Origin of the sequence: Streptomyces silvae (genome assembly GCF_016745505.1) — a bacterium.
GTDB classification, from domain to species: domain Bacteria; phylum Actinomycetota; class Actinomycetes; order Streptomycetales; family Streptomycetaceae; genus Streptomyces; species Streptomyces silvae.
The window spans coordinates 35,456-48,783 of sequence record NZ_JAERUC010000196.1; the positions used below are offsets into that span (position 1 = coordinate 35,456).

Annotated in this window: 11 protein-coding genes; 7 read left to right on the top strand and 4 right to left on the bottom strand. The window is 73.7% G+C overall.

Going from position 1 to position 13,328, the window contains the following annotated elements; all coding sequences use genetic code 11:
* Window positions 1–11: 11 nt before the first annotated feature.
* From JKV81_RS32335 to JKV81_RS32345, 3 genes are all read right to left on the bottom strand, one after another.
* Complete coding sequence (locus JKV81_RS32335; RefSeq protein WP_129266159.1) at window positions 12–1,217, bottom strand: glycine C-acetyltransferase; 1,206 nt, start codon at window positions 1,215–1,217, stop codon at window positions 12–14.
* A 121-nt stretch (window positions 1,218–1,338) separates the two neighbouring features.
* A complete protein-coding gene (gene tdh, locus JKV81_RS32340; protein WP_129266158.1) occupies window positions 1,339–2,367 on the bottom strand; it encodes an L-threonine 3-dehydrogenase in 1,029 nt (342 codons plus the stop codon).
* 378 nt (window positions 2,368–2,745) lie between these two features.
* Window positions 2,746–3,249 carry a MarR family winged helix-turn-helix transcriptional regulator gene (locus JKV81_RS32345; protein WP_124275387.1) on the bottom strand — a complete coding sequence of 168 codons (504 nt, stop codon included), beginning with the start codon at window positions 3,247–3,249 and terminating at the stop codon, window positions 2,746–2,748.
* A gap of 79 nt (window positions 3,250–3,328) precedes the next feature.
* Here JKV81_RS32345 and JKV81_RS32350 point away from each other — a divergent pair, with 79 nt between their 5' ends.
* Together JKV81_RS32350 and JKV81_RS32355 are read left to right on the top strand one after the other, a co-directional pair.
* Complete coding sequence (locus tag JKV81_RS32350; protein WP_129266157.1) at window positions 3,329–3,802, top strand: MarR family winged helix-turn-helix transcriptional regulator; 474 nt, start codon at window positions 3,329–3,331, stop codon at window positions 3,800–3,802.
* Between the two features lie 129 nt (window positions 3,803–3,931).
* Window positions 3,932–5,524 carry an MFS transporter gene (locus JKV81_RS32355; RefSeq protein WP_202079185.1) on the top strand — a complete coding sequence of 531 codons (1,593 nt, stop codon included), beginning with the start codon at window positions 3,932–3,934 and terminating at the stop codon, window positions 5,522–5,524.
* 62 nt (window positions 5,525–5,586) lie between these two features.
* On the opposite strand, the gene JKV81_RS32360 is transcribed toward JKV81_RS32355, so the two are convergent.
* Window positions 5,587–6,423, bottom strand: coding sequence for an alpha/beta fold hydrolase (locus JKV81_RS32360; protein WP_129266155.1), 837 nt, complete (start codon window positions 6,421–6,423; stop codon window positions 5,587–5,589).
* 196 nt (window positions 6,424–6,619) lie between these two features.
* Here JKV81_RS32360 and JKV81_RS32365 point away from each other — a divergent pair, with 196 nt between their 5' ends.
* The 5 genes from JKV81_RS32365 (at window position 6,620) to JKV81_RS32385 (ending at window position 13,298) form a co-directional block, all read left to right on the top strand.
* Window positions 6,620–9,034 carry a GTPase-associated protein 1-related protein gene (locus tag JKV81_RS32365; RefSeq protein ID WP_202079187.1) on the top strand — a complete coding sequence of 805 codons (2,415 nt, stop codon included), beginning with the start codon at window positions 6,620–6,622 and terminating at the stop codon, window positions 9,032–9,034.
* A 94-nt stretch (window positions 9,035–9,128) separates the two neighbouring features.
* On the top strand, window positions 9,129–9,605 hold the full coding sequence (locus tag JKV81_RS32370; RefSeq protein ID WP_129266153.1) for a hypothetical protein: 477 nt from the start codon (window positions 9,129–9,131) through the stop codon (window positions 9,603–9,605).
* Between the two features lie 36 nt (window positions 9,606–9,641).
* Window positions 9,642–10,388, top strand: a complete 747-nt coding sequence (locus tag JKV81_RS32375; RefSeq protein WP_202079189.1) for a GntR family transcriptional regulator — start codon at window positions 9,642–9,644, stop codon at window positions 10,386–10,388.
* A 173-nt stretch (window positions 10,389–10,561) separates the two neighbouring features.
* Window positions 10,562–11,839, top strand: a complete 1,278-nt coding sequence (locus tag JKV81_RS32380) for an amidohydrolase family protein (RefSeq protein WP_202079191.1) — start codon at window positions 10,562–10,564, stop codon at window positions 11,837–11,839.
* An 85-nt stretch (window positions 11,840–11,924) separates the two neighbouring features.
* Window positions 11,925–13,298 carry an amidohydrolase family protein gene (locus JKV81_RS32385; protein WP_202079193.1) on the top strand — a complete coding sequence of 458 codons (1,374 nt, stop codon included), beginning with the start codon at window positions 11,925–11,927 and terminating at the stop codon, window positions 13,296–13,298.
* The last annotated feature ends 30 nt before the right edge of the window (window positions 13,299–13,328 follow it).

Below are 13,328 nucleotides of genomic sequence, written 5' to 3' on the forward strand. Positions count from 1 at the left end.
GTGAGACGGTTCTACGCCTCCGTCTCCGCCTCCAGCGCGGCCCGGGCGTCGACGAACGCGTCCACGGCACGGTCGACGTCGGCGGTGGAGTGCGCTGCGGAGAGCTGGACGCGGATGCGCGCGGCGCCCTGCGGGACGACGGGGTAGGAGAACCCGATCACGTACACCCCGCGCTCCAGGAGCAGTTCCGCCATCCGGCCCGCCTTCGCGGCGTCGCCGATCATCACGGGGGCGATGGCGTGGTCGCCGGGCAGGATGTCGAAGCCCTCCGCGGTCATCCGCGAGCGGAAGAGCGCGGTGTTGGCGTCGAGCCGCTCCCGCAGCTCGCCGGCGGACTCCAGCAGGTCGATGACCTTGAGGGAGGCGGCGGCGATGACCGGGGCGAGCGAGTTGGAGAAGAGGTACGGGCGCGAGCGCTGGCGCAGTAGCGCGACGATCTCGGCGCGCGCGGCGACGTAACCGCCGGACGCGCCGCCCAGCGCCTTGCCGAGCGTGCCGGTGATGATGTCGACGCGGTCCATGACCCCGTGCAGCTCGGGGGTGCCCCGGCCGCCGGGGCCGACGAAGCCGACGGCGTGCGAGTCGTCGACCATGACCATGGCGTCGTAGCGGTCGGCGAGGTCGCAGATCTCGGCCAGCGGGGCGACGTAGCCGTCCATGGAGAAGACGCCGTCGGTGACGACGAGCCGGCGGCGGGCGCCGGAGGCCTCCTTGAGCTGCTGCTCCAGGTCAGCCATGTCGCGGTTGGCGTACCGGTACCGCTTCGCCTTGGAGAGGCGGATCCCGTCGATGATGGAGGCGTGGTTCAGGGCGTCGGAGATCACCGCGTCCTCGGGGCCGAGGAGCGTCTCGAAGACTCCGCCGTTGGCGTCGAAGCAGGAGGAGTAGAGGATCGTGTCCTCCTGCCCGAGGAAGGCGGAGAGCCGCTGCTCCAGCTCCTTGTGGACCTCCTGGGTGCCGCAGATGAAGCGGACGGAGGCCATGCCGTAGCCCCAGCGGTCCAGCGCCTCGTGGGCGGCGGCGATGACCTCGGGGTGGTCGGCGAGGCCCAGGTAGTTGTTGGCGCAGAAGTTCAGCACCTCACCGCCGCTGCCGCCGGAGGTGACGGCGACGGTGGCGGACTGCGGGGTGCCGATCACGCGCTCGGGCTTCTGGAGCCCGGCGTCGCGGATCTCGTCGAGGGTGGTGCGCACGTCGTCGCGTACGGAGTCGAACATGTGGGTCTCCCAGGTGGATACAGGTGCGTGCGAGGAGCTTCGGTACGACAGGCTTACGACGGGCGTCGGTGCTGCGTTCCCGTGCGCGGCGCTTCGGTACGAGGCTTCGGGGCGCGGAGCCTCAGGCGGACCAGTCGAGCAGGACCTTGCCGCCGAGACCGCTCGCGGCGTCGTCGAAGGCGGCTTCGAAGTCGCGGTAGCCGTACCGGCCGGTGATCACCGGGGCGAGGTCGAGCCCGCCCTCCAGGAGTACGGACATGGCGTACCAGGTCTCGTACATCTCGCGGCCGTAGATGCCCTTGATCGTGAGCATCGAGGTGACGACGCGGGACCAGTCGACGGGGAACTCGGCGGACGGCAGTCCGAGCATCGCGATCCGGCCGCCGTGCGTCATGTTCGCGATCATGTCCCGCATGGCCTCGGGCCGGCCGGACATCTCCAGGCCGATGTCGAAGCCCTCCCGCAGCCCGAGGCTGCGCTGGCCGTCGGCGATGGTCGCGCCGCCGACGTTCAGGGCGAGGTCCACCCCGACCTTCCTGGCCAGGTCGAGCCGCGCCTCGCTGACGTCGGTGATGACGACGTTGCGGGCGCCCGCGTGGCGGGCGACGGCGGCGGCCATGATGCCGATCGGGCCCGCGCCGGTGATCAGCACGTCCTCACCGACGAGCGGGAAGGACAGGGCCGTGTGCACGGCGTTGCCGAACGGGTCGAAGATCGCGGCGACGTCGAGGTCCACCTTGTCGCGGTGCACCCAGACGTTGGAGGCGGGCAGCGACAGGTACTCGGCGAACGCCCCGTCCCTGCCGACCCCGAGCCCGAGGGTGGAGCGGCACAGGTGCCGGCGTCCGGCGAGGCAGTTGCGGCACTTCCCGCAGACCAGGTGGCCCTCGCCGCTGACGAGGTCGCCGATCTCGATGTCGACGACGTCCGCGCCGGTCGCGGCGACCTCGCCGACGAACTCGTGGCCCAGCACGAGCGGGGTGCGCACGGCCTTCTGCGCCCAGCCGTCGTAGTCGCGGATGTGCAGGTCGGTGCCGCAGATCCCGGTGCGCAGCACCTTGATCAGCACATCCCCGGGGCCGATTTCCGGCTCCGGCACGTCCATCAGCCACAGTCCCGGCTCGGCCTTGTGCTTCACGAGTGCCTTCACGGCTGCGGCTCCCTGTACCTGGTGACGGCCCCGGGCCGGGGGCATGCCGAAGGCGGCCTGCGGCCCGGGGTGCTTGGGGGGTGACGGCGGTCGGAGCGGGGCGGACGTGTGCGCCGTCCCACCGGTCACCCGGTGCCGCGCCGCTCGTTGCCGTCAGGAAGACACTGCCGCACACGCGGGCCCAGGTCCATCGAGGATTTCTTAAGCGCCGCCGCAGCTGCGCTTCACGCCGTGGCGTAGAGCCCGAGCCGGCGGGCCTTGCCGTCGTCGACCGGGACGGCGGACAGGGGTTCGGGGTCCGGCAGGGTGAGCGCCGCGGAGGAGCGCGCGGCGACCAGTGCGGTGACGTGACGGGTGCGGCGTGACGGGTGCCGCGGGTCAGGGCCGGGGCCAGGGCCGTCCGTCGAGGTGCTCGATGTCGCTGTTGAAGCGCTTGAGGTACGCGGCGAAGTCGGCGACCTCGTCGGGCGACCACTCGGCCATGACCCGCTCCAGGCCGCTGATGTTCGCCTCGCGCTCCGCGTCCAGGCCGCGTTCACCCGCACCGGTGATGCGGAACTTGCGGGCGATGCCTCCGTCGGGGTCGGGGATGCGCTCGACCAGACCGGCCCGCAGCATGGCGGCGGTCTGCCGGTTCAGCGTGGAGGCGTCGAGACCGAAGGCCTCGCTCAGCTGGCCGATGGACATCGGGCCTTCCATACGGATCCGGCTCAGCAGGGTGTACGCGCTGCGGTCGAGGTGTCCGCCGCGCCGCGACCGGATGGCGCCCGGCTGGAGGTGCCGCCCGAGCAGCATCGTCTCGAACTCGATCAAGTGCGTCGGCTTGTCCACGGTCCTTCTCTCGACCGCCTGCGCGGCACCTCGGGGCTCTCCCCCGCACATATACCATCCGGCTCTCGCCGGCAGGACACCGCATTTAAGTATGTTGACATACCTATAGTCCCGTACCTATGCTGTGCGGATGCCCGACCCCGCCGCGCCCGCCCAGGAGATCGACCGCGTAGCCTCCGCGCTCGTGGCGTCCCTGCCTGCGCTGCACCGGGGTCTGGAGCGGCAGGTGGCGCACGGGTTTCCGCACCCCCGGCTGCCCGACGGCCAGCTGGCCCTGCTGTTCCTCGTCGAGGAGCGCGAAGGGATCACCGTCAGGGAGACGGCCGAAGCGCTCCTGATGAAGCCGAACAACGTCAGCGCCCTCGTCTCCCAGCTCACCGACCTGGGACTGCTGGAGCGCCGGCAGGACACCGCCGACAAGCGGGTCGCCCATCTGCACCCCACGCCCACGGCCCGGGAGAGGCTCGCCGAGGCGCGTGCGCTCAAGGAGAGCCATCTGGCGCGCGTGCTGCACACGCTCACCGAGGGAGAGCTCGACGCCCTCGGTGCGGCCCTGGGCGCGCTGACGTCACTGAACCGGCACCTCCACTCCCCCGCCGGCTGACCACTCCGCCGGTCATCGCCGTGCCCCCGTCCCGGGGCACGGCAGGTTCCCCTGGCGTGGCCGCCGCGCGGCCCTCGCAGCCGGGGCACCTCTTCTCGTCGTCCGACGTTTCACAGACAAGGCTCACGCATGTCCTCCACCACCGTGGACCCCTCCGCCCTGCCCGAGAGCAGTCCACCCGACGTGCCCCGGGGCAGGCGCGGCAACCCCTGGCTGACGCTGATCGCCGTGGCCGTCGGCCTGTTCATGGTCAACCTCGACTCCTCCGTCGTCGCGATCGCCAACCCGGAGATAGGCCGGGACCTCGGCGCGTCCACGGCCGACCTCCAGTGGGTCACCAACGCCTATCTGATCGCCATGGCCGCCCTGTTGATCCTGGGCGGCAAGCTCGGTGACCGCTTCGGGCGGCACGCGGTCTACATGGCGGGCACCCTCGGCTTCACGCTGGCCTCGGTGGCGATCGCCCTCTCCGGTTCGGTCGAGGGCGTCATCGCCTTCCGCGCGGTCCAGGGCCTGTTCGCCGCCCTGCTGATCCCCAACACCCTCGGTCTCCTGCGGGCGGTCTTCCCGCCGCGGAAGTTCGGCATGGCCGTGGGCCTCTGGGCCATGGTGGCGTCCTGCTCCACCGCGCTCGGCCCGATCGTCGGCGGTCTGCTCATCGAGTACGTCAACTGGGAGTCGGTCTTCTACATCAACGCGCCCATCGGCGTCGCCGCGCTGGTCTTCAGCCTGTTCGTCCTGCCGAAGAGCAAGGACTCCACCGGGCACCACCGCTTCGACGTACCGGGCGTGGTCCTGCTCGCCGTCGGCCTGGTCGCCCTGATCTTCGGCGTGGTCAAGGGCGAGACCTGGGGCTGGGCCTCCGGCGGAACGCTGGGGTCGATCGCCGCGGGCCTGGTCGTCCTGGCCGGCTTCTGCTGGTACGAGACCCGGCTGGCCCACCCGCTGCTGCCGATGCGGCTCTTCCGTAACCGCTCGCTGACCATCGGCGCCATCGTCACCGCGGTCAACTTCTTCGTGATGCTCGGTGTCATCTTCTTCGTGATGCTGTACCTGCAGAACGTGCGCGGCTTCTCCCCGGTCGAGGCCGGTGTCCGCACCCTGCCGTTCAGCCTGGCCACGGTGGTGGCGGCGCCGCTGGGCGCCGCCCTGACCCAGCGCTTCGGCCCGCGGGTCACCATGCCGGTCGGCATGGCCCTCCAGACCGCGGCAGCCCTGTGGATGCTGACCTGGGACGCCGGTTCCTCGTACGCCTCCCTGTGGCCGCCGTTCCTCGCCATCGGCCTGGGCGTCGGCATCGTGATGTCCGCGTCCTCCGACGCGATCGTCGGCAACGCGCCGAGGAAGGACGGCGGGGTGGCCGGCGGGCTGCAGGCCACCTCGCTGCAGATCGGCGGCGCGCTCGGCACGTCCGTGCTGGTCTCCCTGATCAGCTCGAAGGTGGGCTCCACCCTGACCGGCGAACTGACCTCGGCCGGCGTCCCGGCGGGCACGGCGGCGGGCTTCGAGGAGGCCAGGGACGCGGTGTCCATGGGCGTCTCACCCGTCTCGGCCGACATGCCCGCGCAGCTGAGGGCCGCCGTGATCGAGGGCAGCGGCAACGCGTTCATGAACGGCATGCACACCGCGGTGATCGTCACCGCGGTCCTCTGTGCCGCGGGCGCGCTGCTCGCCGGGTTCGGCATGCGCCGCCGCACCGCACCGGAGGGCTCGGAGGACTGAGACCGGCCCCGGCCGGGTGCGGGAGCGCGTGCGAAGGCGCTCCCGCACCCGGCCGGACGGCGTCAGGGCAGCGGCACGAAGTCCCTGATGGCCTCGGTCAGCGGCTCGGGCCGGTCCTCGGGGATGAGGGTGAAACTGTCGGCGATCTCCACGAGTTCGCCCTTCGGCAGCATCTCCGCCAGCCTCCGGCCGTGCGCGGGCGGCATGACCTTGTCCTCGGCCGCCCAGACGACGAGCGCGGGACGGTCGAACGTACGCAGCGCCTCCGCCCACCCCAGCAGAACGTCCCGGGGCGGTACCCCGACGATGTACGCCCGCAGGTCCCGCCGGATCGCCGCGGAGGTCCACAGGGGCCGGAGCCAGTCGTCCATCACGTCGTGCGGGACCGGCCGCTTGCTCATCCACCCCCAGGTCAGGGACGTTCGGCGCATCGGCTTCAGCTTCAGCAGGGCGAAAGCGAGCCGCAGCCCTCCGGGGGTCCTGGCCGCGACGGCCAGATTGCGGCCGGGCAGACCGGGCGGATAGTTGTCGAACGCCTCGCAGGACGTGATCACCAGCCTGCCGATCCGCCGGTCCCGGCCCTCCGCGACGAGGGCTTGCGCCCCGCCCCAGTCGTTCATCACCAGGGTGACGTCGTCGAGGTCCAGCTTCTCCAGGAACTCCGCCACCAGATGGGCGACCCCGAGCACCGTCAGATCGGCGTCCGGACGCATCGGCCGGCGGTGGGCGCCCAGCGGCAGGGTGGGCACGACGCACCGGTAGTCGGATCGCAGCCCGGCGACGACGTGGCGCCAGAGCGAACCGTTCATCGCCACACCGTGCAGCAGGACCACCACGGGCCCGTCCCCGCCGGTGTCCTCGTACTCCACCACTCCCGCGGAAAGCGTCACCTCAGTCATACGGCCAACCTAGGTCGTCCTCCTGCAGCGCGCGGCCCAACGGGGCGTCAGGGCTTGATAGCGTCGCCCGCACGACTACGGAAAGCTCCCCGCCGGGGTCGTCGCTCCGCCGGGCCGGGCCGCACCGACAGGGCGGCGAGCGGCGGCCGGTGCGTGTGACGGGGACGCACGTGGCAGGGACGATGAGGGCCTACGCATGAGCCTCCCGCAGTTGCACTACACCTCCGTCACGCCCGGGGACGGGGAGCCCGCCGGCCGGTTCACCGCCGTGGACCCCGCGATACCCGGCCCGGTGCGCGCGGAGGCCGCACCGATCCTGGCGTACGACGCTCCGGCGGGCACTCCCGGCCGGCTCCCCGACGCGCAACTCCGGGCGCTTCCGGTGGCGTTCGGCTTCGTCCTGCTCTCCGACGGCAGCCATCTGCTCAGCCGTACGGTGGCCACGGGCGCGGGCGGGTTCCACGCCCACGCCGTCCATCTCCTGCCCGGGACGCCGGTGCCCGGCCGGGTGCTCCCGGTCGCCGCCTGGGGGGCCGCGGGGTGGCTCGCCACGACGCCCGACCGCATGCCGCCCGACCCGCTGACCGCCCTGGCCACCGCGCACGGGCCGTCACGCGGGCTGACCCGGGAGGGGCTCGGCGACTTCGCGGTGGCCCGCAGCCCGTGGCTCGCCGCCGTGCTCAGCGATCTGCGCCGGGTGAGTGAGGACCCGTCCGCGCCCCCGGTCGTGCTCGTGGAGCGGCAGAGCGCCGACGTGGCCCGGTGGGTCGCGCTGGCCACCGCGGTCCTGCCCAGGGACCATGCCGAGCGGCTGACCTTCACGACGTACACCCGGCACCCGGGGCGCACCACGCACCAGGTCGTCGGGGTCCTTCCCGAGGACGCGCCCGACGCCCGTGACCCCCGCTTCCGTGTGCACGCCGCCTCGGGTCCGCGCCCCTCGGGGACGGTGGACGACGCCTGGGCGGGGACGGCCGCCCGGATCTGGCGCAGCCGCTCCCCCGAGCTGTTCCGGGAGGCGGCGGAGCTGCCGGGCGAGCCCTTCGCCGCGGGGCCGCTCGCCGTCACGGCGCTCGGTGCAGGGATCGCGCTCGGGTCCGAGGAGCGGGCCGCGGCGGCCGACTGGGCGGCCGAGCGGCCCTACGCGCTGGACGAGAAGCGCACCCGGCAGCTGACCGACGCCCTGACCGCGCCCGCCGACGACCGTACGGCCGCCGAGTGCGCCGCGGCGCTCCGGCTGCTGACGGCGCTGGACGGCCGCTGCCCCGCCTCCGTCACCGCGCCGCTGGCCGCGCTGCTGGTCACGGAGGCCGTACGGGGCGGCGATGTGGCCCTGGAGCCGCCGGCGCGTTCGGCGTTCGAGGAGCCCGCCGGGGAGCGTGTGCTCGCCGGGCTGGTCGAGGAGCTGGGCGACGAGGTGCTGGCCGAGCTCTCCTCCGGGGTGCCCGGAGGGGTCGCGCGGACGGTGCAGCTGCTGCGGATAGCCCGGCTGCTGGACCTCGACCGCGCGGAGCTGCTGCCCGGCGTGGTGGGCCGGCTGGCAGGCGCGCTGCTCGACGACCCCGGGGCGGGCGCGTGCCGTGCGCTGCCGGACCTGCTGGACGAGCAGTTCGACGTCCGTACGGCGCTCCTGGGCGAGCTGGACCGGCTCGCACCGGACCGCCCGGCGGACACGGAACGGCTGCTGACCCGGGTGACCCTGCCGTTCACCGGGACGCAGGCGCTGCCGCATCTGCGGATGTGCGCCGAGGCGCCCGGGGCGAAGGCGCGGGGCGCCGACCGGGTGGAGATCCTGCACACCGTGCTGCGCGCGGCCGGCATGTCCCCGTTCGCCGAGCCGCTGGTGCTGCGGACCGCCGTCGGCCTGGTGTGGGGCGAGGAGACCCCGACGGCGGGCGAGGCCCGGTCGCTGCTGGGCGAGACCACGTCCGACGCCCACCGGACGGCCGGCACCTGGGCGCGCCTGGTCGACGCCGCGCTGGCCGCGCCCTCCGGTGACGAGGACGCCGCCGAGCTCGCCCACGACCTGCTGCGCGGCTTCCCCCAGGAGATCGGCGCCCGGGTCCGCGCCTGCCTGATGCTGCTGGACTTCGCCCGCGACCTGCGCGCCGGTACGGCCGAACCGGGCTGGGCGGACCGCGCCCGGACCCTGCGCAGCCGCGCCGAACCGGCGGAGCCCCTGGCCCTGGAGCACGCCTTCGGCGCCCTGGCCGAGCGGCTGCTGGCTCCCGGCCGGCCGGACGACGAGCTGTACGCGTTCGTGCACAGCGGGGACGAGGAGCTGATCGCGGCGTACGGCGTGGCCGGCCGCCGCGAGCCGGTCCTGGCGCTGCTGCGGGCGGATCCCGCGTACGTGGCGGACTGCTTCGCCGTATGGAACGCCCACCCGCACGCGGGCCCCGACTGGACCCGGATCCGGACCGCCCTGCTGGAGGAGGTCCTGCGCCCCGTGGTGCGCGCCCTGTCCCCGGAGGAGCTGGCGGCGGTGGAGGGGGCCGTGGAGCGCGAGGGGAGCAGCCGCACCCTGGAGGCGTTCCGCGCCTGGAACCGGCCGTCCCGCTCGCTGGGGCGCCTCGGCCGGCGCATCGCGGGGCGGGTGCGCAGGGCGTGACGAGGTCGTGGAACGCACCGCGCGGAAGGTACCGTGGGACGTTCTGATCTCGTGTGCCTCCTGGCGGGCTGCGTGACACCCAGGAGGAGACGGCATGACGACGAACCGCGGACGTAAGGACGTCATCCGGGACCGGATGGCGGCGACCGGCGAGTCGTACAACGTCGCCGCGCGGAACCTCAAGGCGATGAAGGACATGGGGGCGACCCGCGAGGCGCTGCTCGTGCAGCGGTGGCTGCCCGCGGAGTCGCTGGACGTGCCCTGTCCGTGCGGCGGTACGTGCGAGCCGGGCGAGACGTGCGACCGCTGTCACGCCCGGCACCGGCATGTGAAGCGCTACCCGGGCAGCGTCACGGAGGTCGAGGTCTGGGCGGACCGCTACGAGTGCCTGGGCTGCTCGGCCTCGTACACGCTCACCGTCCACCTGGCGGGCCGCCCGTGGGGCGTGGCCGAGACCGTGGTGCAGGGCGGGGCCGCCGAGGAGGTCGTACGGGCCCGGGTCTTCCCCGGGGTGGTGCACCCGCTGCTGCGGGCCGAGGCGGCCGCCGAGTCCAGGTCCGACGAGGACTAGGGTCCCTCGTCGGGATCGCCGGGGGCGGGGCTGCGGATGAAGGCGGAACAGGTGGCGCAGGTGGCGGACGGAAGCGACAGCGGTTCACGTGCACCGGCGCCGGGAGCGTCGGCACCGGGAGCGTCGGCACCGGGAGCGCCGGCGCCGGCCTCGCTCAGCGCGCGGGCGCGTGAAGCCGTCCTGCAGCGCATCGTCGACCGGCGTTACGCGCAGGGCGCCCGCCTCGTCGAGCGGGAGGTCGCCGAGGAGCTCAGCATGTCCCGCGTGCCCGTACGCGAGGCTCTGCGCGCGCTGGTCGCGGAAGGCCTGCTGGAGCTGCTCCCGCACAGCGGCGTCCGGGTGCGCCGTCTCGAACACACCGATGTCGAGCACCTCTACGAGGTCTGGGAGCCTCTGGCCGTCCAGGCCTCGCGGCTCGCGGCCCGTGCCGTGACGGCGGGCCGGACCGACGGGCTGGCCGTTCTCGAAGCCGCCCTCCGCCAGGCCGAGTCGGCCGCCGCGTCGGACGAGGGGACGCGCGAGGTGGCCGCCCACACCGCCTTCCACGAGGGCGTCGTGGCGATGTCGGGCAATCCCCTGCTGGCACGCACCATGGAGCAGCTGAGCTGGCAGCTCCGGCTGCTGTTCGGCATGCGCGAGGAGCCCGCGCACATGCGGGCCCAGCACGCGGAGATGTTCCGGCACATCTCCGCCGGCGACGTGGAGGCCGCCGTGGCCTGCACCCTCCTGCATGTGCGCGACAGCCGGGTGGTCGCCCTGCGCTCGCTCTTCGGCGAGGCCTGACACCTCGCGGGGACCTGCCGCCAAAGCTTGTATACCAAGCAGACTCCACCTCGCGGATCCATCACCTCAAACCCCCGCATCTTTGCCGTTCGATGACATGATCCTTGCCTGTGGCTCGACGCTTGGTATACAAACTCCCTAGCCATCGGCCCACTCCCCCCCAAGGAGCTCTCATGTGCGTCGAAGCCCTCCCCCCGCCCTCAGCCAGGCTGACCCGCCGCGGAGTTCTCGCCGGTGCCGCCGCCCTCGCCGGGACCGTGGCCGCGGCGGCTCCCGCGGTGGCCGCCCCCGCGGACCGGAGCGCCTCCGGCGGCGCGGCGCGAGGCGGCGGTCTCGTCATCCGGGGCGGCACGCTCCTCGACCCGGCGACCGGCGAGGTCACCGAGAACGCCGTCGTCGTCATCCGCGACGGAACGGTGCGCGCGGCCGGACCGCGCGGCAGCGTCGCCGTACCGGGCGGCGCGGACGTCCTGGACGCGCACGGCCGCTGGGTCCTGCCGGGCCTGGTCGACGCGCACATCCACCTGAGCACGGCCGCCGAGGCCCGTGACGCGGTCCGCCAGGGGGCGACCAGCGCACGCAGCGGGTCCACGTCGTTCTACCAGGACATCGCCGTCCGCGAACTGGCCCGGCACAGCCCCGGCCTCGCACCCCGGCTGACGGCGGCGGGCGTCTTCGTCACCCCGGACCTCGGCGAGACCGTGCTCGCGGACCCCGACCTCACCCCGCTCGCCCGGCTCAAGGACGGCGTCCGCTCGGCCGAGGCGCTGCGCCGCGTGGTGGAGGTGAACGTCGCCCGTGGTGCCGACGTGATCAAGACGCGCGTCAACGAGCGCGCCGGGCTGCCCGAGCAGGACCCGCTCACCCAGGTGTACTCGCACGAGCAGCTCTCGGAGCTCGTCGCCGCCGCACGGCGACGGGGCAAGGGCGTCCTCTGCCACAGCTACAGCGAGCAGGGCTGCCACGACGCCGTCACCGCCGGCATCCGCTCCCTGGAGCACGGCGCGTTCGTCGGGGAGCGCACCCTGGACGAAATGCTCCGCAGGGGTACGTACTTCACGCCGACCCTCACCGCCATCGCGGGCCTGGCGCAGTCCACGGACCCGGTCCTCGCCGAGCGGGGGCGCACCTATCTCCCCGTCCTGGAGCGGGCGGTCCTCGCCGCGCACGAACGCGGGGTGCCGCTCGCCGCCGGAACGGACTCGTCCGGCGGCACGGTACGGCCCATCGGCAGCGAGGTGGAGCTGATGCGCGCGGCGGGACTCCCCGCCCTCGACGCGATCCGCACCGCCACGACGGGCGCGGCCCGTCTCCTGGGGCTGGAGCGCACGGTGGGCCGCCTCGCGCGTGGTTTCGCGGGCGACGCGATCCTCGTGGACGGCGATCCGCTGGCCGACGTCTCCGTCCTCACGCGGCCGGTGCGGGTGGTCCGGGCGGGCGTCGCGCTCTGACCCGCCCGGCCCCGGCCGCCCCTCCCCCGCTTCCCTCGCCTCGCCTCGCCTCGTCTCGCCTCGCCGATCCGCAGCAGGAGTCCCCATGCAGCCGTCATCGCCCGCCCTCGGCACCTTCTCCCGTCGCACGGTGCTGGCCGGTGCCGCCGCACTCGCCGGCACCACGGCCGGGGCCACCACGACCGCGGCCGCGGTAGCCCCGGCCGCCCGGGCCGACGCCGCCCCGGCCGAAGGGGCCGCGTCCGGTGCCGGACCGGCGGCCGGCAGGGCCGTCGTCTTCCGCGACGTACGCCTGCACGGGGCCGCGAGGGCCACGGACCTCGTGGTCGTCGACGGCCGTGTCACACCGGGCCCGGCGCCGCGCGGCGCGAAGGTCGTCGACGGTGGCGGCCGGATCGCACTGCCGTCGCTCGTGGACGCGCACATCCACCCCGACAAGACGACCTGGGGCGGTTCCTGGGTGTCGCGCCGGCCCGCGAGCGGTATCGCGGACTACGTCGCCCAGGACGTGGACCTGTTCCACAGTCAGCGCAGGCCCGTCGCGGAACGCGCGTACGGCTTGATGGCCCACGCCGTCACGCGCGGCACGCGGGCGATGCGCGCCCATGCCGACGTGGCCCCGGCCTACGGCCTGGCCGGGGTCGAGGGTCTGGCGGACGCCCGTGAGCGGCTCCGCCACGCCCTGGACGTCCAGATCGTGGCCTTCCCGCAGCACGGCGTCATCCGCACCCCGGGCACGGCGGAGCTGCTGGAGGAAGCGGCGCGCACCGGCGCCGTCGACATGATCGGCGGCATCGACCCCGGCGGTTTCGACCAGGCCCTGGACGAGCAGCTCGACCTCGTCTTCGGTATCGCCGACCGCCACGGCATCGGCGTGGACATCCATCTGCACGACCGGGGTGCGAAGGGGACCGAGGCGCTGCGCGGCATCATCGACCGGACGCGCGCGCTGTCCCTCACCGGCAAGGTCACCGTGAGCCACGTCTTCTGCCTGCCCGGTCTGACGGACGGCGAACTGGGCGCCCTCGCCGCCGAACTGGGGGATCTGGACATCGCGCTCACCACGGTCGCGCCGTCCGACTCCCTGGTCCTGCCGATCGCACGGCTGCGCGAGCACGGTGTCCGGGTCGGGCTCGGTTCCGACGGCGTACGCGACTCCTGGAGCCCCTTCGGCAACGCCGACATGCTGCACCGCGCCCATCTGCTCGGATGGGTCACGGACGTGCGCCTGGACGAGGAGCTGGCGGACTGCTACCGCGTCGCGACCCACGGGGGCGCGGACGTCATGGGCCTCGCGCACGCGGATCTCCGGCCCGGGGCCCCCGCCGACTTCGTCCTGGTACGGGGCGAGTGCCTGCCCCAGGTCGTCGTGGACATGCCCCGACGGGACATGGTCGTGCACGGCGGAGCCGTCGTGGCGCGCGACGGGGAGCTCGTCGGCCGGGGCCGGCCGGAGTAGCAGTCCCACAGGGCCGGATGTGGCGTGCGT